This is a genomic window from Clostridium sp. 2218st1_F5_2218SCRN_220325, assembly GCF_039062665.1.
Classification (GTDB): domain Bacteria; phylum Bacillota; class Clostridia; order Peptostreptococcales; family Peptostreptococcaceae; genus Intestinibacter.
In genome coordinates, this window is record NZ_JBCLNH010000002.1 from 141,252 (window position 1) to 164,555 (window position 23,304).

22 protein-coding genes are annotated in these 23,304 nt (G+C 29.0%); 3 read left to right on the plus strand and 19 right to left on the minus strand.

What is annotated here, in order from left to right:
* Window positions 1–44 precede the first annotated feature (44 nt).
* From ABCM86_RS02190 to nadE, 10 genes are all read right to left on the minus strand, one after another.
* Window positions 45–1,145, minus strand: coding sequence for a phage major capsid protein (locus tag ABCM86_RS02190; protein WP_343003386.1), 1,101 nt, complete (start codon window positions 1,143–1,145; stop codon window positions 45–47).
* Window positions 1,146–1,147: 2 nt separating this feature from the next.
* Entirely contained in the window at window positions 1,148–1,354 is a 207-nt protein-coding gene (locus tag ABCM86_RS02195; RefSeq protein WP_343003387.1) for a helix-turn-helix domain-containing protein, read from the minus strand.
* Between the two features lie 845 nt (window positions 1,355–2,199).
* Window positions 2,200–2,457, minus strand: a complete 258-nt coding sequence (locus tag ABCM86_RS02200; protein ID WP_343003388.1) for a hypothetical protein — start codon at window positions 2,455–2,457, stop codon at window positions 2,200–2,202.
* Window positions 2,458–2,520: 63 nt separating this feature from the next.
* Complete coding sequence (locus ABCM86_RS02205; protein WP_343003389.1) at window positions 2,521–2,682, minus strand: hypothetical protein; 162 nt, start codon at window positions 2,680–2,682, stop codon at window positions 2,521–2,523.
* Between the two features lie 1,415 nt (window positions 2,683–4,097).
* The gene (locus ABCM86_RS02210; protein ID WP_343003390.1) at window positions 4,098–4,865 is read right to left on the minus strand and encodes a hypothetical protein; all 768 of its coding nucleotides are present in this window, start codon (window positions 4,863–4,865) and stop codon (window positions 4,098–4,100) included.
* Window positions 4,866–5,085: 220 nt separating this feature from the next.
* Window positions 5,086–5,859, minus strand: a complete 774-nt coding sequence (locus ABCM86_RS02215; RefSeq protein ID WP_343003391.1) for a BRO family protein — start codon at window positions 5,857–5,859, stop codon at window positions 5,086–5,088.
* A 120-nt stretch (window positions 5,860–5,979) separates the two neighbouring features.
* Window positions 5,980–6,180: a hypothetical protein gene (locus ABCM86_RS02220; RefSeq protein ID WP_343003392.1), complete on the minus strand. Its 201-nt coding sequence runs from the start codon at window positions 6,178–6,180 to the stop codon at window positions 5,980–5,982.
* A 1,450-nt stretch (window positions 6,181–7,630) separates the two neighbouring features.
* The gene (locus tag ABCM86_RS02225) at window positions 7,631–8,539 is read right to left on the minus strand and encodes a tyrosine-type recombinase/integrase (protein ID WP_343003393.1); all 909 of its coding nucleotides are present in this window, start codon (window positions 8,537–8,539) and stop codon (window positions 7,631–7,633) included.
* 164 nt (window positions 8,540–8,703) lie between these two features.
* Window positions 8,704–9,423: a YebC/PmpR family DNA-binding transcriptional regulator gene (locus tag ABCM86_RS02230; protein WP_022071231.1), complete on the minus strand. Its 720-nt coding sequence runs from the start codon at window positions 9,421–9,423 to the stop codon at window positions 8,704–8,706.
* A gap of 93 nt (window positions 9,424–9,516) precedes the next feature.
* Window positions 9,517–10,269 carry an NAD(+) synthase gene (nadE, locus tag ABCM86_RS02235; RefSeq protein WP_295763046.1) on the minus strand — a complete coding sequence of 251 codons (753 nt, stop codon included), beginning with the start codon at window positions 10,267–10,269 and terminating at the stop codon, window positions 9,517–9,519.
* A 56-nt stretch (window positions 10,270–10,325) separates the two neighbouring features.
* Here nadE and ABCM86_RS02240 point away from each other — a divergent pair, with 56 nt between their 5' ends.
* Both ABCM86_RS02240 and ABCM86_RS02245 read left to right on the plus strand, forming a co-directional pair.
* A complete protein-coding gene (locus ABCM86_RS02240) occupies window positions 10,326–10,760 on the plus strand; it encodes a sulfite exporter TauE/SafE family protein (protein ID WP_343003431.1) in 435 nt (144 codons plus the stop codon).
* Window positions 10,761–10,772: 12 nt separating this feature from the next.
* Complete coding sequence (locus tag ABCM86_RS02245; protein ID WP_195929931.1) at window positions 10,773–11,144, plus strand: sulfite exporter TauE/SafE family protein; 372 nt, start codon at window positions 10,773–10,775, stop codon at window positions 11,142–11,144.
* A gap of 41 nt (window positions 11,145–11,185) precedes the next feature.
* On the opposite strand, the gene ABCM86_RS02250 is transcribed toward ABCM86_RS02245, so the two are convergent.
* The 7 genes from ABCM86_RS02250 to ABCM86_RS02280 all read right to left on the minus strand — a co-directional run bounded on the left by ABCM86_RS02250 (window position 11,186) and on the right by ABCM86_RS02280 (window position 20,516).
* The gene (locus ABCM86_RS02250; protein ID WP_343003395.1) at window positions 11,186–12,757 is read right to left on the minus strand and encodes a tetratricopeptide repeat protein; all 1,572 of its coding nucleotides are present in this window, start codon (window positions 12,755–12,757) and stop codon (window positions 11,186–11,188) included.
* A gap of 43 nt (window positions 12,758–12,800) precedes the next feature.
* Complete coding sequence (locus ABCM86_RS02255) at window positions 12,801–13,445, minus strand: YigZ family protein (RefSeq protein ID WP_343003397.1); 645 nt, start codon at window positions 13,443–13,445, stop codon at window positions 12,801–12,803.
* Window positions 13,442–14,131 (minus strand): helix-turn-helix domain-containing protein, encoded by a 690-nt coding sequence (locus tag ABCM86_RS02260; protein ID WP_195929934.1) that lies wholly within the window; start codon window positions 14,129–14,131, stop codon window positions 13,442–13,444. Before ABCM86_RS02260 ends, ABCM86_RS02255 begins: the two co-directional genes overlap by 4 nt.
* Window positions 14,132–14,133: 2 nt before the next feature.
* Window positions 14,134–15,420, minus strand: coding sequence for a GTPase HflX (hflX, locus tag ABCM86_RS02265; protein ID WP_195929935.1), 1,287 nt, complete (start codon window positions 15,418–15,420; stop codon window positions 14,134–14,136).
* 284 nt (window positions 15,421–15,704) lie between these two features.
* Window positions 15,705–16,127 (minus strand): hypothetical protein, encoded by a 423-nt coding sequence (locus tag ABCM86_RS02270; protein ID WP_343003398.1) that lies wholly within the window; start codon window positions 16,125–16,127, stop codon window positions 15,705–15,707.
* Window positions 16,128–16,142: 15 nt separating this feature from the next.
* Window positions 16,143–16,736: a hypothetical protein gene (locus ABCM86_RS02275; RefSeq protein WP_343003399.1), complete on the minus strand. Its 594-nt coding sequence runs from the start codon at window positions 16,734–16,736 to the stop codon at window positions 16,143–16,145.
* Window positions 16,737–16,745: 9 nt separating this feature from the next.
* Window positions 16,746–20,516: an AAA family ATPase gene (locus tag ABCM86_RS02280; protein ID WP_343003400.1), complete on the minus strand. Its 3,771-nt coding sequence runs from the start codon at window positions 20,514–20,516 to the stop codon at window positions 16,746–16,748.
* 115 nt (window positions 20,517–20,631) lie between these two features.
* Between ABCM86_RS02280 and ABCM86_RS02285 the strand changes: the two genes are divergently transcribed.
* Window positions 20,632–20,892: a cysteine-rich small domain-containing protein gene (locus tag ABCM86_RS02285; protein WP_195931023.1), complete on the plus strand. Its 261-nt coding sequence runs from the start codon at window positions 20,632–20,634 to the stop codon at window positions 20,890–20,892.
* 176 nt (window positions 20,893–21,068) lie between these two features.
* On the opposite strand, the gene ABCM86_RS02290 is transcribed toward ABCM86_RS02285, so the two are convergent.
* Complete coding sequence (locus ABCM86_RS02290; protein ID WP_195931022.1) at window positions 21,069–21,722, minus strand: TIGR01906 family membrane protein; 654 nt, start codon at window positions 21,720–21,722, stop codon at window positions 21,069–21,071.
* A 26-nt stretch (window positions 21,723–21,748) separates the two neighbouring features.
* The gene (locus tag ABCM86_RS02295) at window positions 21,749–23,299 is read right to left on the minus strand and encodes an ABC-F family ATP-binding cassette domain-containing protein (RefSeq protein WP_195931021.1); all 1,551 of its coding nucleotides are present in this window, start codon (window positions 23,297–23,299) and stop codon (window positions 21,749–21,751) included.
* Window positions 23,300–23,304: the final 5 nt, after the last annotated feature.

The window sequence follows — 23,304 nt, forward strand, 5'->3', positions numbered from 1 at the left end:
GGGCATAAAAAAAGAGCCTTCTTTTATGCCCTATCTATCATTAACTATGCAGTTTTTAAAACTTTTATAGCTTGTTCATTTTTAATTTTAACATCTGCATATACATCTAATATCATAGTTACAGAACCTCTTAAAGCATTCTTAGTATCTGCATTTATATGTTTTAATTCCATATCTTTTTTGATTATTCCACCGAAAGCCTCTTCAACATTAACTAAATATGCTTGAACATCTTCAACTTCTGCCATATCATCAGATACACAAACTTCACAACCAAATAATCTATATTGTGGTTTTCCGTCTATTATATCTCTTGTTAGATAGAAGTTTCCTAAGTTATCTTTCTTTAATGATATTCTATTAAATTCTGTTCTTGACATAACCCATATTGCTTTGTCTTGTAGTGTTGGGTGCATAGCATTTAAAGTGTTCATGTAATCATCTATTGTAACTTCTTCGCCTAATGGATTAACTTCGCATTCCTCTGGAGCATTACATAACCCTTCAAATTCTTCTTGTTCAACTTCACCTAATATCATGGCTCTATCTAAAGTTTTAGCTAATCTTCTAACTAATATATTATTAGCATAATCAACTATATCAATTCCACTATCATTAACTAATTTTTGAGTTAATTGTACTACCGTTCCAGCTCTACGTTGTTCAAGTTTTACTTTTTCAAACTCAAAATCAGATATATCTAAATCTGAACCTTCTCCAAAGAACCCTGCTTGACCGACTTCTTTTTCTTTTAATATTTCTAAGTTGCCATTTACAGGTGTTAATTTGTTTACCCTACCAAATAACGGTGCTGTTTCATCTAGTTTTTCTACTATTTGCTCTGAAATAGATGTTGGTATAACCGCTCCACCATTTGATGTATTTAAATTTCTGCATTCTTTAGTCCTTATAAAGCCTTCTAGTGCTTTTCTTTGTTCTATGTTTTTATCCATATTGTTTACCTCAACCTTTCTAGTTTCTGCTTTAAAACTTTTTAATTGTATATCTATTGACCTTATTTGGTCATTCATTTCATCTATGGCTTTTTGTTCTTTATATGACCTTTGTTCCATAGACTTTTGCATTAAAACATTTTTTGTTTTTTCTAATTTTGCTCTTTGCTCTTTTAAATGTTTTTTATTCATATCTAATTCCTTTCTAGTATAAATAGTTTATTTTTATCAATATCTATATCAATCTTATTTAATATCAATTCAAGTTTCTGTATTGGTATTGTATTATTACCAAACCAACCATAAACAGTTCTTGTGCTAATCCCTAATTCATCAGATAAATTTCTTATACTCCCAAACTGGTATAAAACTAATTTTTTTAAATATTCCTTATTAATCATTCTTTCAAACCCCTTTACAAAAAATTAAAAAGTAAGCCAATCCATTACTTCGGAGGTAGGATTGGCTCATGAAGATAAAAAGCATTAAGAGTTACTATTCAAAAGAGGTTTATAATTCTTTTCAAAAGAGATTTATAATTCTTTTATTCACTCCTTTTTACTTTATCAATATATATTGTATTTCTGTGTACCCAGTTACAACTATTTTCTTGCATATTTTTTATTAATTTATTACATATTTTATGTATTTTTTGTTTTTTTAGGTTGTATAGTTTGCTTATATTTAATTTGTTATAGATATATATAAATGTTGATCTGTTTCTAAAACTATCTAAAGTTATCATAAACTAATAAACAATATAATTTATTTCCAACTTTAACAACCATAATTATTTTAAAATTTGCTATTTGTTGTTTAGTATAAATAGCATTTATATGAATAAATTATTATTTATCTCATAAATAACTTTTAAGAATTGCTTTGAACAATCCGTCTTTTTTTTATTGTTGTATTATTATTAACTCTTTCAAAACGTATACGTCTGACGTATAGCCAACTTTTAAAAGTGAAACGAGATTCTCGTTTGAGTTTTTTAAGTCTAATAAATTTATTAACGTTTGCGTATCATGCACACGTTTTTACTATAAAAACCCAAACTTACTAATAAATTGTTGGTAATCTCGTTGCCATCTTTTATGTTTATATAATCAATTTCTTCTTTGACATGACCACTATAATATATCGGTGAGATTACTCTCTCACTTTAAATCTTTTTATAGTGCTTTATAATCACCGTTCTTTAAATACATCATACGTATTTAGGTCATAAATACGTTTAAATCTATTAACGTATAGCCCCGTCTTCTGTTAAAAGCCACATTTCTTGAATGTTTCTCGACTTAGATGTGGTATAACTATTAGTTACATCACATACTGCGATTAATTTTTCATCATCATCTGCATCTTCAATCATCTTGCTTGGATTTTTATGTTCTATCCACTCTGCTACATCTTTTGCTAAATCAGTATCCATTATTTTTACAAGTTTTACACATCCTCTTTCAGATAATAGATAAATATTTTTAGATTTAGCTATTTGCATTTTAGTAAATCCTAAGTTTTCTAAATTGTAACCGTTACTGTCGGTTACTTTTTCTACTTTGCATTAAAACTTCATAAGACCATCTTCAGTTAAAAGCCATACTCCATTTCCACCATTTCTACCTTCAACGTAAACATTGTTTACTTTGACTTTTTCATCTTCATCTACCCTTGACACCATTTCATTTGGATTTTGAGTATATAATCCGTTATGGAGAATCTCCATCTCGAAATCTGAATTCCCTTTTAAATCTAAAATATCAACTCTATTTTCAAATTCATCAGTTGAAAATGTGGCACTATAACCATTAGTTAGTGTGCTTAATTGATGTATTTCTAATCCGTTATCCTTAGCAAGGATAACGAACTCTTCGTTTGATTTTAAATCTAAAATATCAATTCCAAATTCAAATTCATTAATATTTGTTTAGCATAACCCATTTTTGTCAACGTATCGGTATCAACGATACCTTTTAATTGTTGCTTGTCTGATAAGCACCTTTTAAATCTATATTCTCTTCAAAGTTGTAAACCTTAGTATAGGCTACTTTTAATTCCTAAACCCTTGGCAAGTGTTTAGGAAATCTATTCCAATCTCAAATTTATCCATAGCTTTATTATGATAATATCCTTAAAGATTATTTAGGATAGTACTCGTATTATTTGTATGACTGGTTATTTTCTCTTCTTTGACCTGATGTGCTTAATAAGCACTTTAGCTTTTCATCCCTTCGATTAAAAAAACAATTACCCCTATTATTAATAGGGGTAATATTTTTTTTCATTTTCAGTTAAAAATAGACTATTGGCTACTTCACCCTTGAAATAACTTGTTTAGGATGATTATTACTATATAAGTGTACGGTTGCATATCCTAAGGGTATATACATTATATATAACGTCTATTCCATCCAAATAAAATATTTGTTTTATTATAGGCTTATTTTATGGTGAATCTAAATCGTCGTACATTCTAGGTTTACGATAAATTTTTTTATCTTGTATTTTACTTGGAGTACATTCTAGGTTAACTCTAAAAAATATATCTCGAAGGTAAATTAAATTTCACCTTTTTAAACAATTCGGTTACTACCAGTAACGTTACAACCAGTAACCGTAAAAACACTATATATAAAGGTATAAAGTATAGGCAAAATTACTAGACACCCTTTAAAAAGCCGTCTATGGCTTTGCTTTTTACAAGTAATTATTAATAATCAATAAAAATTTATAAAAAGTACAAAATCAGTAATAATTCAGTTTTAGTTTGTAATTGAGGGGTTTGGGGTGTCCCCAACAGTCAGCTCCAGTTCAGTTTCAGTTTTTCTGGGCAAAAGTAAAAAGTACGAAGTGCTTTTTGCTTTTCCCAAACTTTGTTCTAATATAAGAGTTCTAATATAAATAGTTCTAATATACTGTTCTAATAAGTACCCCAGTTCCAACCCAAAATTTAAGGGGGTATACCCCGTTTCCAACCCACCGTTACCCCGTTTCCAACCCACCCGTTACCCCGTTTCCAACCCAAGATTACAGCCATTGAAATTACTTGGTTTCACGATACCCCACTTCAAGCCCATTTTATTGTTATTTTGTAAAAGGGCATAAAAAAAATAGGTGGCATTATTTCTGCCACCTATATGATTAGTTTATCTTTTTTTGTTTTTTTAATTCTGTTTTAGTACCATAAAATTCATATCTACCAACTAATTTTCCATCAACTGATTTTGTTTTTAAAACATAATCTATAATATCAAAACTATATAATGTTTTTAGTATAGTTCCTACTAAATCAAGTTGCTTTATAGTTATTTCACCTTTTCTATTTGTTATGCCACAGGCTTTTGCAATCGTACTTCTATTCATATATAATACATCTTTTCCATTTGCTTTTATGTTGTCTAAATTACCTTTGATAAAGCAAAATATTTTTAAGGCATCTCCACTTAATGTTTTTGAAAATGCTTTATATGTTTCCTTTGGCATTCTTGTAAATAGATATTTTTTAACTGGAACTATATAATAAACTTCGTCCCCACTATCTAGTGTAACTGATTTAAATACTTTCTTTTTAACTAAGTCATCAAAAGTAGACTTCATAGTTTTTCTTGACATTATTGTATTTTCATATCTACCACTTAATCTTAAATCTTGTTCAAGTTGGGCAAAGTTTAAATCATGTTTATATATAAAATGTTGACCGTCATTATTATGATTTGATACTAAACCTAAAAAAGCATAATATACTAAATATTCGTTTGCAGTAAGTCCTTTTATAAATTTTCCATCAGATATTACAAATATATCCCCTTCAAAATCTTTTATTTCAACATCTTGTACCGTACTTACTAATTCCATAATAATATTCTCCTTTTCATAACTAAAAAATTCATTGTTATTTCTATTTGTCATAGTTGCAACCTCCGTAACTTTGTATAATCATCTTTACATCTTATTAATAAAGATTTAAAAAGGTCTGTAAAAAGTCTGCAAAAAATAATTATTTTTTTTACTAATCAACATAAAACTTTATTAATATATTAGAAATAAAAAAAGCCGTTACATTAACGGCTTTAACTAAAATTCCATTCTTTTTTTAAACAGGTGAGGAGGTATCACCTGTTTTTTATTATTATATTAAATCTCTTTTTTTAAATTCTTTTACTATTGCAGTTGCTCCACGTGGTGTTACAAGTGTTACTGGCTTATATTGTCCTGTCTTTAATTGTTTATGTTTAACAATAAAATATCTTTTATCCATATACTTCTGATATGGTTGATTATGTTTATCTCCTGTTTTTTTAACACCCATAACAGTATATTCATCTGTCATTAACACTTTCCACTCTCTAAGTTGAGCCATAATCTTATTTCTGCCTATTCCAATATGCTTTGCAAATGTTCCAAAGTCCATATTTTTTCCTACATCTAAAAATTGTTTATATCCGTCTACAAGTGGTTTTTGTTTTTCTATAGTCTTGTTTGCTTGTTGTAAAAGTTGTTCTTTTTGCTCTATTGTTCTTTTTGTAATCATCAAAGCCTTTGCCAATATTAATTTTTCATCATCTTCTTGGCTCACTGGTATATATCCACCTGTTTGTCTTATTTGTGGTAAAACTTCGTCCATTACCCAACATTCAAAGTCTTGTGCTTGTGGTAATTTTGATTTTATTATTAATCTGTAAATGTCGCCTTCTGGTATAACTTTAAATTGTTGGCGACGACCTAACGAATCGTTACCCCACACCATTTTAGATTTTTTACAATGGTCGTTTGTTGCTTTACTTGGATTTGTATACCCTAATGTTTTAGCTATATCATTAGCCACTGCATAAGGTTTGCCGTCTATATTTAAACCTCTTACTTCTCCAAACATATCATTATTAAAAATTTGTAACTCTTTCATGTTTTTTCTCCTTTTCTTTTTTTTAAAAATATATCTTCCTCCTACAGAAAATACTTTTTATTTAAGTAAAGGATTCTTTATTACCCGCCCCTATAAAAAGGCAACCATAAAGTTAGCTGCCTAAACAATTTCTTCAATATCAAAATATCTTTGTGCTAGTTCTAAAACTCGTCTTTTCATTTTTTTACTACCTAACTTTTTACCTTTGTAAAGCTCCGTCATATAAACTTGTGATATATCAAGCCTTTTTGACATCCAAGACTTACTTACTCCGTAATCCTCGTATAAAATTTCTAAAACTTCTTTAATAGTCATTGTCATAGATTGTACCTCCACATTTATTTTTGTTTTTTATCATCTTATAACTATTTGTAGTTATATAAGGCTCAATACAACCTATTTTTATAAAAAAAATTATAAATTATTAAAACTTATTTAATGATATTAAAATATGCCCTATTTTGGGGTTATACGCTTTATTGGGTATGTTGTTGTATTTTTATATTAAGTGGCATTAATCCATTTTTGTGGTCGCAATTTCCTCTAACTAATATTTTTGAGGGCGAACATTATCGCTATCAAAATCTATATTGATGTTATCTATTTTCTTTTCCATTACTTGTTTGTTTATATATACCTTCTAACTAATATTTAACCAAACCAATTTTGGCTTGGTTTGTTGCACTAGATACTGGTAGTTCTACGTTATCCTCCACAATCTTCCATTGTTTAAAGTTTGTTAAATATTTTGAAGGGCGGATTTTTCCGTTGTTGTTATTTTTCTAAAATCTATAAATAGTGTTTTATCTTAATAATTGGTATGTTATTGTAACAATACTTTTTTTAGACTTTGTTTAATAGGTGTGCCGTTTTTTTAGTTGCTAATTTATAACTATGCTTTTTAGTATCAAACCTTTTTTGATATATCCTATCTATCTAGCAAATCTTTTATTATCACTATAAATTATTTTTATCCATATTGGGTAGGGGTTTCCATATTGCTTATTACTTACTCAATCTTTTCCATATAGATACTAATTAAGTTTTTTGTTCTTGGGTATTGGGTAGCTATTGGGTGGGTAGGTCTTGTTGGTTATCTATTTCTTATATCTATATATCTATATATATTATTAAAGTATATCAACTGTTTCCAAGCACTTGTATTTTTTTGTTGTACTTGTTGCAATTCCCTAGTTACAATGCTATATGCTTAGGGGATTCTAGGCTTTTGGAAACAGTTATACCTAACAACCAAAGACTAAAAAATAGTCAATGATTGATAGATATAAGCCGAAATACTTTATGCTCTTTTTCATCTGAGTATTTTGTATAACTCTGCTTTTGCTTACCTCTTACAAGGATATTCTTTTTACATTGGTACAAGCCCTCAACAACTCTATCGAGATAAAGAATACTACTATTTTATATCACTATAAAATACTTGATATTTCCTCCAGACCCTTCGTGGTGGTCATCACCTAGCATTACAAGTACAAACGGTGTAAAGCAGAAAATAGTCCTCCTTGTAACTGTTGATTTTATGCATCGGCTCAACTCACCCTATGATATATTTATAGTTGCTCTTTTGCTTTAACAACTACTTGTCCAATTACAGCAAAAATGCTATAATCATAGTACAAGATTTTCTTATGAACTTTTGAAATTTTGAAATTTTCTTATGAACTTTTGAAATTTTCTTATCAAATTTTTTAATGATGTTTTTAAGTGTCTTGTGTCAAAGAGGTGGTGCTAACACCTCTTTTTTATTTGCCTATTTTAATGTCATTAAAGGACTTGTAGTTGTTCCTAATTCAATGACTTCACTATCTCTTAATGATTGTAAATAGGTCTTTGTAATGCCTACGGTTTCATGCCCTAACAATCTTGATAATGTATAAATATCTAATCCATTTCTTAAATGTTTCTGTGAGTAATAATGTCTAATTGTATGTGGAGAACATCTTACATCTTCTCTAACCTTACATTCCTTACCACAAACCTTTACAACTCGTTCTATTGCCTCTATTGTCAATGGCTTACTTCTGAAAGATAAAAAATAATTACTGTATTTTATGGTCTTGTTTTGATAAAAACTAGCCTTCGCCCTTTCATACTTCATCATCTGTTTTTTCAAAACAGGAGATATTGGCAAGTATCTTTCCTTGTTGCCTTTGCCAACTATCTTTACACTATTTTTGAATATATTCATACTATCCATTTGACAAAGTTCGTTTGCCCTTACTCCTAAGTCTACCAAGCAATAAATAATGGTCTTGTTTCTTATGCTCATAAAATCTCTACCGTTGTAATACTTCAACATTCGTCTTATCTCTTCGTCAGTAAATGTTTCGATTATGGTTTTGCCTTCTTTTTGCCAAGAAACTTTATCCATTGGATTTGTGTCTATATATTCTTCGGTAGAGCAATATTTAAAAAATGCTCTAAGTGATTTATAAACACTATTTATATAGCTAACTTTGTTTCCTTTAGTTTTCATAAATGTTGCATAGTTTTTGATGTGCTTTGGTTCTATCTCTTCCACAGAATGTATGTCATACTTATTTTTTAAGTATGTAAATGCTTGATTAATATTGTTGTGATAGGTCTTTATAGTCCTTTCAGAAATGTTTCTTACTTCTAAATCAAATACAAACTCTTGTAATAACTCGTTTAATTCCATAAAAAAATACCTCCTTTCGTAGAAACTTATATATTCCTACGAAAACAGGTATTTCATCATTAGCACTTTAAAACTTAGTAATGTATTCCATTATTAAAGTGTTATTTTAGTATTTTTTGTTGTTTCAACCGTTTAAAAACGTTGCAATTACTGTATTTTCAAGATTACTCTGTAATCTCCCAGTTATGGTACACATTTTGAACGTCATCATCTTCTTCAAGTAAGTCTATTAATTTTTCCATAGATTTTACTTGACCTTCGTTATCTAAAACTGTAGTAGTTTGTGGTATTAATTTTATATCAGCAGATACGAATTCATATCCTTTTTCAACTAAAGCATCTCTAACTGCGTTGAAATCTTCTGGAGCTGTTACAACTTCGAATCCATCTTCTTCTGTTATTATATCGTCTGCTCCAGCTTCTAAAGCGTCGTCCATTAATTGTTCTTCGCTTACATTTTCAGCAGCTATTAATATTTGTCCTTTTCTATCGAACATGAAACCAACGCATCCAGTAGTTCCTAAGTTACCACCGTTTTTGTCGAAGTAATATCTTATGTTACCAGCAGTTCTGTTTTTGTTGTCAGTTAAAGTTTCAACTATAACAGCAACCCCACCTGGTCCATATCCTTCGTAAGTATTTGAGAAGTAATCTTCTCCACCGCCAGCTCCAGCACCTTTGTCTATTGCTCTTTTGATATTATCATTTGGCATATTGTCAGCTTTAGCTTTATCTATAGCTGTTTTTAAAGCTGCATTGTATTCTGGATCAGCTCCACCTTCTTTAGCTGCAACAGTTATAGCTCTTGCATGTTTAGTGAATACTGATGCTCTTTTAGCATCTTGTTTACCTTTTCTATTGATAATATTGCCTATACGACCCATAATTTCACTCCTTAATTTTAATTTCGTTCATTTATAGATTTATTCAAAATCTATTGCAAAGTAAATTTTAGCACAAAACTTCCATTTAGTAAATTAGAATCTTGGAGGTTTTGGTGCTGTGTTTCTTTTATGTTCACTGATTTTATGTAATCTATCTATGATGTCTAAGTCCTTTTGAGGAACTTCATCTCTTTTGCCTAATACAACCTTGTCTATCATGTTGTATGTTGTTCCCATTTCATTTTCGTCTGTTTGACCTTCCCATAAACCTGCTGATGGAGCTCTATTAATTACATCTTCGTGTACTCCTAGTGCCTTAGCCCATTCATAAACTTCTGCCTTTGTAAGGTTTGCTATTGGAACTAAGTCTACTCCTCCATCGCCGTATTTTGTGAAATATCCAGTATGTATTTCTGCTGCGTTGTCTGTTCCCACAACTAAATACCCTAGGTTGTTTGCAACTGTATAAACAGAACACATTCTTACTCTAGCTCTTAAGTTTGAATCTGATGCTCTAAGCCCATCTTCATTATATAAATTCTTTTCTTTAAGAGCTGAAGTTACAGAGTTTAATATCATTTCTTGTGGAGTTGTTAAATCTAAATCGATATAATCTATTCCACAACCGTTTATAACTTTAAGTGCATCTTCTCTGTCTTTTGGGTTACTGTTGATGCTCATAATTACCCCTATAGAGTTGTCTGGAAATGCTTTTTTTATAAGGTAACAAACTACAGCTGAGTCTATTCCACCAGAAACCCCAACAACTAATCCTTTGCATCCTGCTTCTTTAACTTTTTCCCTAAGCCAATCTACTGTTTTTTCTATTTTTTGATTTATTCCCATTTATTTTACCCCTTTCTTATAAAAATCTATACTTATAATACCATATTTATTTCAAAATTAATTTATTATTTTTACATCTATACATAGTTTTATCAAAATCACAAATAATAATACAAGGTGGTGAAGATATGAACAATCCATTTAGTATTAAAAATTCTATAATTGGAGCTTTTACTGGTTTTATTAATGGGCTATTCGGTTCCGGCGGTGGTACTCTTTTAGTCCCTATTTTAAACAACATTTTAAAAGTAGAAGAACACAAATCACATGCTACAGCCTTAGCTGTAATAATATTTTTAACAACGACAAGCTCCATAATATATATCTCCAAAGGAACATATGACATTGGCCTTACATGTAAAGCCGCCATAGGAAGTATAATAGGAGGTATCGTGGGAGCAAAATTATTGAGCAAAGTAACCGGTAAGTTTTTGAGAATTGCTTTCGGAATAGTTATGATAATATCTGCAATTAGAATGATTTTTTATTAATAGGAGGAATTTATGTTAATAGCAATAATAGGATTTTTTGCTGGAATAATCGGCGGAATGGGAATGGGTGGAGGAACAATACTAATCCCTGCTCTTATATTATTTGCAAGTATTGACCCTAAAATTGCCCAAAGTACCAACTTACTATCATCAATTCCTATGACAATAGCAGCACTATACATACATATTAAAAAGAAAAACGTCGACTTTGAATTAGTTCTTCCGATAGTATTATTCGGTATAGTTGGTGCTTTTTTTGGCTCTACATTAGCAGAATATCTATCATCTGATATCTTAAGAAAATGTTTTGGAGTATTTTTATTGATTATAGGAATCTTTGAAATTCAAAAAGGTTATATGCACAAAGACAAACAAAAAAAATAAAGCCTAAAACTATTAAACAATATAGTTTTAGGCTTTTTATGTTAATTTTTTTCTTCTAATCTACTTATCATAAAGAAGTCCTTTATTGCATTATCATAATCACCTGTTTGGCAATATGCATCCCCACGTTTTTCATAAGCTCTTATGTCAGATGGATTTCCTTCTATTGCAACAGAAAAATCGTCTATCGCTTCTTTATATTGCTGAAGTTTATAATAAGCCAAACCTCTATAATAATAATTTTTAAATTGGCTCTTATCAAGCTCAATTGCTTTATTAAAATCAAGTATTGCTTCGTTATATTCTTCTAAGTCTAAGTTTGCAGCTCCTCTTCCCATATAAACAATATAACTTTCGTAACCATGTTCTATAGAGCGAGTATAGTCATCTTTTGCCTTTTTGAAGTTTCCTGTTATAGAGTACTCTTTTCCTCTATTGCAGTAAGATTTTCCTACTTTATATCCCATTTTTATCGCTTTTGAAAAATCACGTATTACTTTTGTGTGATTTTCCATTTGACCATAAGCAAGTGCTCTGTTGTAATATGCTTCACCATTTTTAGGATTTAATATTATAACTCTGTCCAAGTCTTTTATGGCCTTGCGTAAATTATCTTGTTTTAAGTAAGCTACTGAACGATTAAAGTAGCTTTCTTCGTACTCTGGGTCTAGTTCTATGGATTTATTGTAGTATTCGATTGCGTTATTAATTTGGTTCATTTGACAATAACAATCCGCCATTCCCAAATAACCTTCTTTCATATGTGGAGCCAAAGTTACAAATGTCTTGTAGTCTAGTAGTGAGTTTTTATATTGTTTCATTAAATAATATAGTCCTGCTCTTTCGTAGACTATTCTCTCGTCGTATTTTTCAAGATTTATAGCATTTGTAAAATCTTTTAATGCTTCTTTATATCTGCCTAAATAAGCTAGAATTCTTCCTCTATTATAATAGGCACTAACATCATTTTCGTCTATTTCTAGTGCTTTTGTGTAGCTTTCCATAGCCTTATCGTATTCTTTTAAGTTACTATAAGATACGCCTAAGTTATAGTAAGCCACTTCATATCTTGGATCTATTTCCAATGATTTTTTATAATTTTTTATTGCTAGTTCATTATCCCCTAGTCTACTATAACAAACACCTTTACCCCTATATGCTTCTTTATAGTTTTTGTCTAGTTCTAATGTTTTTTCAAAATCTTTTATAGCTGAATAAAATTTATCGAATTTTATATAAAACTCGCCACGATAGTAATAACCATCTGCACTGTCTGAGTACTTTTCAATAATTTTATTTATATAAGCCATTTTTTCATTTATTTCAAATTCCATATTGGCGTGATTCAACATATCTTGTATGAAATTTTGTCTTTCTAAGTCCTTTTGTAATTTATTTAAAGTTTCTATAGTATTGTTCATATCCACATTTCCTGATTTAGATAATTTAAATAAATTAAATACCATGAAAATCATAAATCCATACATAAAGCAGAATATGATTATCTCTTCGTTTTTTGATAAATTCAAAATTGCTATAGCTAAGAATAAAATTCCTATTATAGCTAGAGAGATTCCTATTTGTCTTGTTATTTTGTTTTTTTCACTTTCCATTATGACGTCCCCCTCGATATATCTATTGTTAAATAAACCCTATCTAAAAAATAATTTCCCCTTCTTTTTCAGATAGATAAAACCCTTCACTTTCACCTATTTCTGCAGTTCCACTAGTTATATCTATCATTTTAGATTTTAGTAATTCTGCTTCTTCTTCTCTCGAGTAAACTATTATTTCTACTTTGTCAGTATATAAAGTGTCTTTTATTTTGTAACCCATATTCATTATTTCATTTTGAACTTTTCCTATTTGGTTATAGTCTATAGTTACACTTATTTCTTTGTATTTTACCTTTTGGATAATTTGAGCTGCTTCAATACCAACTTTTGCACCTTTTGTATATGCTCTAACAAGTCCGCCTGCTCCTAATTTTATTCCTCCGAAATATCTAGTTACAACAACTACTACATCTCTTAAGTCTTCTTTTTTTATGACTTCTAATGTTGGGATTCCTGCTGTTCCTTGTGGCTCTCCATCGTCACTATAACGTTGGATGTTCATAGTTTCACCAACAGTATATGCCCAAACATTATGAGTAGCATCTTTATGCTTCTTTTTTATTTCGTTTATGAATTCTACTGCTTCTTCTTCAGACTTTATAGGTTTTGCATATCCTATAAAAGTAGACTTTTCTACTATGTATTCATCTGTTCCAAAACTGTGTAATGTTTTATATGTCTTCATAGTGCCTCTCCCCCTGCCGTTAGATATTTCAAAGCCAAAATTGCTTCATTATATGCCCTGATGACATATTCTTTTTCGTTGATTTTTTTTCTGTCTATAAGTCGTTGCAAAATCTCGACTGTCTTATCATCTCCCACCTTTGCCAATGCTTTGGCACAATATTGTCTTGTCTGTGGATTTGGGTCATATAGCCCCTTTTCCAAGACTAACTTGCTCTTTGGAGAAGATATTTTTCTAATAGCTGAATAAGTTATTCTTCTTATGTCTGAATGTCTATGGTTTGTAAGAGGATGAAGTATTTTTAAAAATCTTTCATCTCTAAACTCTCCCGTTGCCCAAATTAAGACAATTAAATCATCTGCATTTTGTTCTCTAAGTATTCTTTTGTATAATTCTCTTTTGAAGTTTAATTCTTTTTCTTCATCTAGACTCAGCTCTTCTATAAATTCAAGTCTTGAGTCTTTGCCTAATTCTAAAAATTTATCCAATATATCTTTTGAAGATTCTACTTTTTGTTTGTTTGCAGATTTTATTTCTAATTTTGCTTTGATTAAATGATCATTTACATCTGCAATTGGTATATTTCTGATTTTGCTAATTTGGGACACTGTTTTTGATTCGTTATAAAGAAGATATGTAATAAAGTAGTCATCTAAGTTATCGATATTGCTCCAACTTATGTCCATTTTTATTCCTCAACTATATATTCTTTATATATATTATAATCTTCTTCATCTAAACTTACTTCAAGTTGTGTTCCATTTTCAACATATTCAAAGTAATCTACGTTGTATTTTTCTTTTATTTTACTGAATATATTACCTTTATCGTATGGAAGTAATAATTTAACTTGATAAGTGTCTTCCATTAAAGCATTTTCTATCATTTTTAGAAGGATATCCATATTGATACCTTTTTTAGCAGAAATATAAATTCTATCTTCTCTATTTCTTGGATAAATATCTAGCTCTAGTCTGTCTATTTTGTTGTAAACTATTATAGTTTTCTTATCATCTGCACCTAATTCTTTTAATACTGATTCAGTAGTTTGTTTTTGTAATTCAAAACTGCTGTTTGTAGCGTCGATTACATGTAGTATTAAGTCTGCATATTTAACTTCTTCTAGTGTCGCTTTGAATGCTTCTACTAAATCATGAGGTAGTTTACTTACAAATCCAACTGTATCTACTACTAGAAAATCTCTTTTATTTGGTAAAGTAGCTTTTCTTAAAGTTACATCAAGTGTTGCAAATAGCATATCTTTTACGAAAACTTCTTTTTCAGTTTCGTAATCTTTGTGTGTCTTTATTAATTCGTTCAATAAAGTCGATTTTCCTGCATTTGTATAACCAACAAGTGCAACAATTGGTATATTTGATTTTAGACGTTGAACTCTTTGAGTTTCTCTGTTTTGTTTTACTTCTCTAAGCTCTTTTCTTATGTCAGCAGCTCTATTTAAGATATGTCTTTTATCTATTTCAAGCTTTTGTTCACCAGGACCTCTAGTACCTATACCAGCACCAGTTCTACTCATTTGTCCACCCATTCCATAAAGTCTTGGTAATCTGTATTTTAATTGAGCAAGCTCAACTTGTAGTTTACCTTCTTTACTTAATGCTCTTTGTGCGAATATGTCTAATATTAAAGCTGTTCTGTCGATTACTTTTAGTCCAGTAACATCTTCTATGTTTCTCATATGTGCTCCTGATAATTCATCATTAAATACTATCATTGTAGCACCAAGCATTTGACAGTAATCTCTTATTTCTTCAACTTTACCTTTTCCTATGAAATAAGCAGCATCTCTCGCTGGTTTATTTTGAATTACAGATGCTAAAACTTCTGCTCCAGCAGCCTTTACTAATTCTTTAAGTTCTTCCATAGATTCATTTATATCAATATCGTCGATTTTTTTTACATTAGTTGTTATATTTAAGCCCACTAAAACGGCCTTTTCTTGTAGTTTTTCTTCCACAAAATCACCTCTTTATTTTACTTCTTGTCAATTCATTTATTTGCCAGTATTTTTGCCTTATTATATATTTTGACTTTTATAATAAATTTCATTCTTTTATATATGTCATTTTCTATTTTTACTGCAAATAACTCATTTTAGATAAATATTCTTAATAATTATATCATTAAACTATAAGTTTTTTATGGATTTTTTTGATAATAAGTATTTTATTAATATTATAATTTAAAATCAAAAAGAGGGTGAATAAATCTTTCACCCCCTCCACAAATTTATTAAATTTTTTATTTTAAATTTATAAGCTCTAGATATTTTTTACTATTTTTACTTCCGTTTTTCTCTGCTTTTTCTAATAATTTTATAGCTTTATCTATATCTTTTTTAATTATTTTACCTCTATATAGTTCAAATCCTAGTTTTTCTTGATATAGTGGATTTTCTTCTTTTGATTTTTGTTTATATATTTTAATTAATCTCTCTGCACATCTATTGTCATTATTATCAACCAACTTTTCATATTCTAAAACAGCTTTATCAATTTCACCTTCATCATAATATCTATTTCCAAGAATATAACTAGCCTCTAATTCCCCTTCTTCTGATAAAACTTGTAGTACTTTTGTACTAAATCCAGCGTAAATTGAAGATTTTGAGTTTTTCTTTCCGTCATTTTTACAAATTACATCTTCTATAACACTTCTCATCATATTTTCGATATTTCCTTAAAATTTTGAATCAATTACAATATTGCTAGAAGTCGATTTATTGTTGATAGTTTCTGGCGCTATTTGATCTAATTTATTGTCTATTTCATCTATCATTTTTTGTTGTCTTTCTAGTACAGAATCAATATGCTCCATTATACCTTCATATTGAGTGTCCATCTTTTTTAATAATTCACTTTCTATAAATGTATCGATTCTCTTATTAAAAGCCGTAATTTTTTTATCTAAGTCTCTAACGTTTTTTGATACTGTAGTAAAACTTATCATATTGCTATTTTTCATTACAGAGTGTATCTCATCTCCAAACTTTGCAATAGTTTTAATCAGTTCATCTAATTCGCTCAAATCTTTATCTATATTTTTTAACCCGCTTACCATCTGCACTACTTTGTTTTTATATGTATTTAACTCGTCCATCTTCTTTTTGGTTATATCGATTTGTTTTAAAGAATCAAGCTTGGTTATCGATTTATTAAATTCATTTATACTCCCCTCTAATCCATTTAACGTTATGCATATTTGCTCACTATTTTCATTAAACTTATCAATTGATTCTACTATACCCCTTGTGTTTAATTCGTTATTCGTCATATTATTCACCTATCTCCCATTCACCTTTGTATTTATATTTTCAAATAGTTTGTTTATATTCCCCATTTTCAGTTGAATATTAGATTTTAATTTTTCTGTTTTTATTATTTTATTTCGCAATATATCGTTTAGTTTATCAAACTGTTTGCCATATTCATCAAATAAATCGCTAAATTTTATTCCCTCTTTTTCTAAGCTATTATAAAACTCTCTCAACTGTTTTTCATAAGATAAATCTTCTATATACAAGTACATAATCGCAAATTTTGAAAACTGATATGATTTTTCATAATAGCTCTGTGCCAACTTATACTCACCTATTTCAAATAGCTTGTCTCCTTTTTCTTCGTATTTTCCATCCTCTTCAAACAAATCACACAACCTTGCTAAACTGTTTGAATTTGGCTCCACACTTCTAATAAAGTAGTTCTTCGCTACTGAATATCTCTCATCATAGAAAAACTTCATTCCTAATTTAAACAGCTCTATACTATCTCCTACTACTTCTCCTAAGTTTAAATCTTTAAACTGGGTTAAAGTTTTTATATATTTTATATCGTCGCCTAGTTTTGCTTTGATTTCTTTTAATACTTCTGTTTCTTTTTCTTCTATTAAGACTAAATTATAATTTGCTCTAGTTATAGAAACATAAAATCGATTAAAGTAATAACTGTAATGACCTTCTTTTAAAATTTCCTTTTTATAAACTTCTTCATAAATATCTGCATAGTCGGATAATATATTGTAAGCTATTATATTATCGAATTCCTTCCCTTTAAATTCAGATATTGTAAATGCATTTTTACAGTTGTACTTTTGTTTTAGATGTTGTTTTTTCTCATCATCAGATACTATAAGCGCAACTTTTGCAGATGCATCAAGCTCACTAAATATAATTTTTAAGTTGTCTTCTGTCGCTTCGACTTGCTCTATTATACCTGTTTTATTGTTTTTTGTTATTTCAAACTGTCTGTCTTCTTCTTTTCTTGCCGGAAGTTTATCATTTATTATTTCATTTACTATATTATTCATCTTCATTATATTTATAGAGTTTCTGAAATTCTCATTAAGTCGCTCAATTTCATAATGATATCCGTATAAATAAAATAATTTTGTAAGCCTTCCTATTTTGAAAAATGTTGGATTTATTATTTGGTTGGGGTCCCCTGCTAATAATATTTTTCTTGTTTTATTCTTTGCATAAATTTCTTGTTCTTTAGCTAATAAGAACAACATATATATTTGGACCTCTGTAAAATCTTGAACCTCATCAACTACGACATATTCATAGTTTATAGACTTTTCTTTTATTAAACTTTGTAATTCAAATGCTATATCATTTATGTCGTGGTAGTCATTTTCGCACAACCACTGGTTGTATTTTTCTGTTATAGAATATAAAATTTGCCTATCTTCTTCTACAAAAATTTTATAATCTTCTACTATTTGTTTACTATTGTTGATATAGTATTCAGAGTTTACTATATATGGCTCTTTCCTGTCCCAATCGACGTACATAGAACCTTTTAGTATTCCAAAAATTTCGCTATAAATAATATTTTTTTCATTTTCATATTTCTTAATAAACTTTATAATATTTCCGTCCCTAGATGTCTGCTGTAACCATTCTAAAAACTTTGTAAAACTCTTATTATAAGAATTTTGCGTTATAATTTTAGATCTATCTATTTTTTTGTTGTTATGCTTATAATTTATCTCTGTGCATATATCTACAAAAGTTCTTATATCTATATATTCGTTATATTCATAGTAATTTTCCATTACTTTTGATTTCACATATTCTTTTAAGTTGTTTGAAAATGTAATGTAGAGAATTTTTTTGTTTGAGTTCATATTTTTGATTTTTTCAACCATATCTGGTATTAAATTGATTGTAGATAGTGTTTTTCCACTACCAGCTATACCTGATAATATGAATGGTTCTGATTTTTGAATAAATGTATCTATATATTTGGCTTGTTCTTTTGTCAGTACTTCTTGATATATTATTTCATTATCGTTAAAATCAATAGCTCTAAATGTCATATTAGTTTCTTGGTTTCTTTTTACGTTATCCCTTATTTCCAACATATCTTTATATGTCATTTCTTTTTTTCTATTTAAATTTTTGAAGTTTTCATTATCAAAGAAGTGGCTATTTATCCTTTTAGATACTTTTAATGCTTCTTTTTCTTGATCGTTGTGCTTAGCTATTGAAAATAATATAATCCCCTTTTTGTCGTTTTTATTGCCTTTATATCTATCAAAGTCAAATTCATTCTTTTTAACATAATCTTTCATAAAACATGCTATTATTCTATCACTATCATTTATCTTGTTATTGAAATCAAATCCATAAATACTATTATCTTTTATCCCCTCATACTTTTTAAAACCTAGACTATTTAAATTTAACGACTTATTTGATGATTTCATGCATTTATCAATCTTTATAATTAATCTTTTTAAGTCACTTTCTAGGTTATTGTCTTTTATCTGTTTAAATATAGTCTGCTCTAGAAATACATTAATACCTAAGTCTTTGCTAAATGTTATTTCCTCATCTATGCTGCTTTGCAGAGTCAAGTCTAAATCTTTTGATTGTAGTTGATTTATACTGTTTTCTTCTATAACTATATTTATATCTTTTTCTAAATTTGTATCGTGTTCTAAATCTGCTACAATTTCTTCATTAGTAATTTCATTACTTAATACATTTTTTCTATCTAATTCATAACACTGTGCTAGATAAAACATTGCGTCTTCATTTCCCATTCGTGCCAAGTCATTATATAATTTAAACGCTTTTTCTTTATCTATATCTATCCCTATTCCATGTTCATAACAATATGCTAGTCTATAAATGCCATCTTCATAATCTATTTCTTTTAATTCCTCATATATTGAAAATGCCTTTTTATAATCTACATTAGTTCCAATTCCAAATTCATAACAATGGCCCATCAGATATTTTGCATCTTCATTTCCATTGCTCACAGCTTTTTTATATCGATTAAATGCTTTTTTATAATCTTGTTTTACACCTATTCCATATTCAAAACAAATTGCAGTCCTAAGCTGAGCTATATCATACCCTCCATTAGCACAAAACTTATAGTATTCAAATGCTTTTTTCTTGTCTTTATCTACTCCAATTCCATTTTCATAATATACTCCCAAGCAATATTGAATTGGATAATTATTTTTTTCATTTTCAAGTGACTTTACTATTTCAAATGCCTTTTGTTTATCTTCTTCTACTCCTATCCCATGTTCATAACAAAGCGCTAAACAAAATTTTGATTTTATAAATCCTTGTTCTGCTGATTTTTCAAACCATATAAAGGCTTGTTCCTCTTTTTCGTCTTCTTCCTCATCTAAATCTATATCTACCCCATCGATATACAAACATGCGAGGTTATACTGTGCCTCTTTCGAGCCATTTTGAGATGCTTTTTTGTACCAGCCAAATGCCTTGGATATACCCTCGAGCTTATCTCTTTCAAAGGTTAGATAATAATTTCCCATGTTGTACTGGGCATCTTCATCTCCTTCATCAGCTTCATTTCTCAACTGCTCATATGATAATTTCTTTATTTTTTCTTTTTCTATTATTCTATCATCTTCTTCTATTTCATCTCCTTCTTTATCCTTCCTCTTTAGTGTAAATTTCAACATATTGCTTTTAAATAATTCTTCAAACTTTTTCATTTTAATTTCCATTTTAGTAGTCACATTATAAAGCAACTCCATCGTAGAAACTTCCCTAAAATCCTTCATAAGTATTCTCCCAATAAATTTTTATATATTGATTCTATATTATAAGTATAATAAATTAAATTAAAATAGTATAATAAAATTATCTCATATTATAATCTTTGGAGGTATATATAAATTGAATTATAAATTTTTTAGTAATACTAAATGTGAATACTTTCCCTGTCATAAAACAAATGACCCAGAAAATTTCAACTGCTTATTCTGTTATTGCCCTTTATATGCTTTAAAAGATAAATGTGGTGGAAATTTTAGATATACAGAAAAAGGTATAAAGGATTGTACAAATTGTACTCTTCCCCACCAAAGGAAAAATTATGATTATATAATTGGAAAGTTTAAAGAAATTGTTGAAATTACAAAATTAGACTCTGAATAAGATATTATATATTTTTTAAAATTATGATGCATTATTTATAGCAAAAAAAATACGAGTTAGAATTGATTTACATCATCTAACTCGTATTTTTTCGTCTCGTTTTTATTTCAGTCTTATTTCAATATATCCATCATACCATTTATTCGACATTCTTTCAATATTATAATTTTTGTAATTTAATTTTTTATTTTAATATTGCCATGATTTAACTTTTTAACCTTATGATATATCAATTGTAAAATTACACTTGCACATACCATAATTCCCAAAATTGCAATACCCATATGCATAAAGAATGCTTCCGGCAATATATTTATAACAGGATCTAACACAGGGTTAAAAATCCAATAATTGTTACTAAACATTATCTTATGAAACATAATAAAACATGCATTGAAATTTATCGCAATTGGAATAGCCAATAAAACTGGCATTATCACAATTAAGATGGATGCATTTCTTAAAAATTTGAAGTCTTTCTTTCTAATTTGTAAAATACCTCCTACAACAGAGATAACTCCACAGATTATAGTAAGTATTTTTACATTTTGGAATATATCTCTCACTTCTTCAAAATGGATTTTACCATTTTGTGATGAAGGTAGAGATGGCAACTCAAATTCTTCTGCATTCCAGCTTAAGTTATAATCAATTAAATAATCGTAATTCTCTATTATATCTTCCCTTGATAGATTAATCATAGACTCTATGTTTAGTTTATCTATATCATTATAGTAGATGCTTTTTATATTCATAGTTATAATAACTGATGAACCAATCACAAATAAAGCTAAACATATAGATACAACTACATTTAATAACTTTCTCAATTGAAAGCCCCCCTCTAATTTAAGCATTAAACTATTTTTGTAGTGAAATCTTCTATATTCCAAACATCATCAACTACATCACTGTAGAATTCTGGCTCATGGCAAACTAAAAGAACTGTTCCTTTAAATTCTTTTATTGCTTTTTTAAGCTCATCTTTAGCTTCTACGTCTAAGTGGTTTGTAGGCTCGTCAAGAACTAAGAAGTTTATGTCTTTTAACATTAACTTACATAATCTAACTTTTGCTGCTTCTCCCCCACTTAAAACTCTAACTTGACTTGTTATATGTTCAGTAGTAAGACCACATTTAGCAAGAGCTTGTCTAACTTCGTAGTTTGTTAATACAGGGTATTCTTGCCATACATCATCTAATGCAGTATTGTAGTTATCCATTGAACTTTCTTGTTCGAAATATCCAACTTCTAAGTAATCACCTAATTCAACTTGACCATCAAATGGTTTTGTCATTCCAAGTAAAGTTCTTAGAAGTGTTGATTTACCTATACCATTCATCCCTTTAAGAGCTATTTTTTGTCCTCTTTCTAATTGGAAGTTTAATGGTTTAGTTAATGGTTCATTATATCCTAACACTAAATCTTTAGTTTCGAATATTATTCTCGCTGCTGCTCTAGCATTTCTAAAGTTGAATGTTGGTTTTAATTTTTCTTTTGGTCTTTCTAAGATTTCCATCTTATCAAGTATTTTTTGTCTTGAGTTTGCCATACCTCTAGTTGCAACTCTCGCTTTATTTCTAGCTACGAAATCTTCAAGTTTCTTTCTTTCTTCAACTTGTTTTTCATAAGCACTTTCTTCTTGTCTTTTCTTAATATCTCTAAGTCTTACAAATTCGTCGTAGTTACCTTTGTATCTTGTAAGCTCAGCATTTTCTATATGATAAATTACATTACATGTATTGTTTATAAAGTCTGTGTCGTGTGATACAAGAATAAAGCTGTTTTCATACTCTTGTAAATATCTTGTAAGCCATACTATATGCTCTTCATCTAAGTGGTTTGTAGGCTCGTCAAGGATTAATATTGTTGGACTTTCTAATAATAATTTAGTAAGAAGTACTTTTGTTCTTTGACCTCCACTTAAATCAGTTACGTCTCTATCAAGACCTATTTCCCCTAATCCTAAACCATTAGCAACCTCTTGGATTTTTGCATCTATTGTATAGAATCCACTGTTTTCTAATATAGTTTGTATTTCAGCAGTTTCCTCAAGAAGTTTATTCATTTGTTCTTCGTCTGCTTCACCCATTAGGTCATACATTTTTAACATTTCTTGTTCTAACTCGAACATGTTTTTGAACGCATCTCTTAATACGTCTCTTATAGTCATTCCTTTTTCTAAAACAGCATGTTGGTCTAAGTATCCAACTGTTGCTCTTGATGACCATTTTATATTACCTGCATCTGGCATTAATTTTTTTGTTATTATATTTAAGAAACTAGATTTTCCTTCTCCATTAGCACCTACAAGAGCTATATGTTCTCCCTTTTTAAGTCTAAAAGATACATTTTCTAGTATTGTTCTCGCTCCAAAACCATGACTAACATTTTCTACTACTAGCATTTATC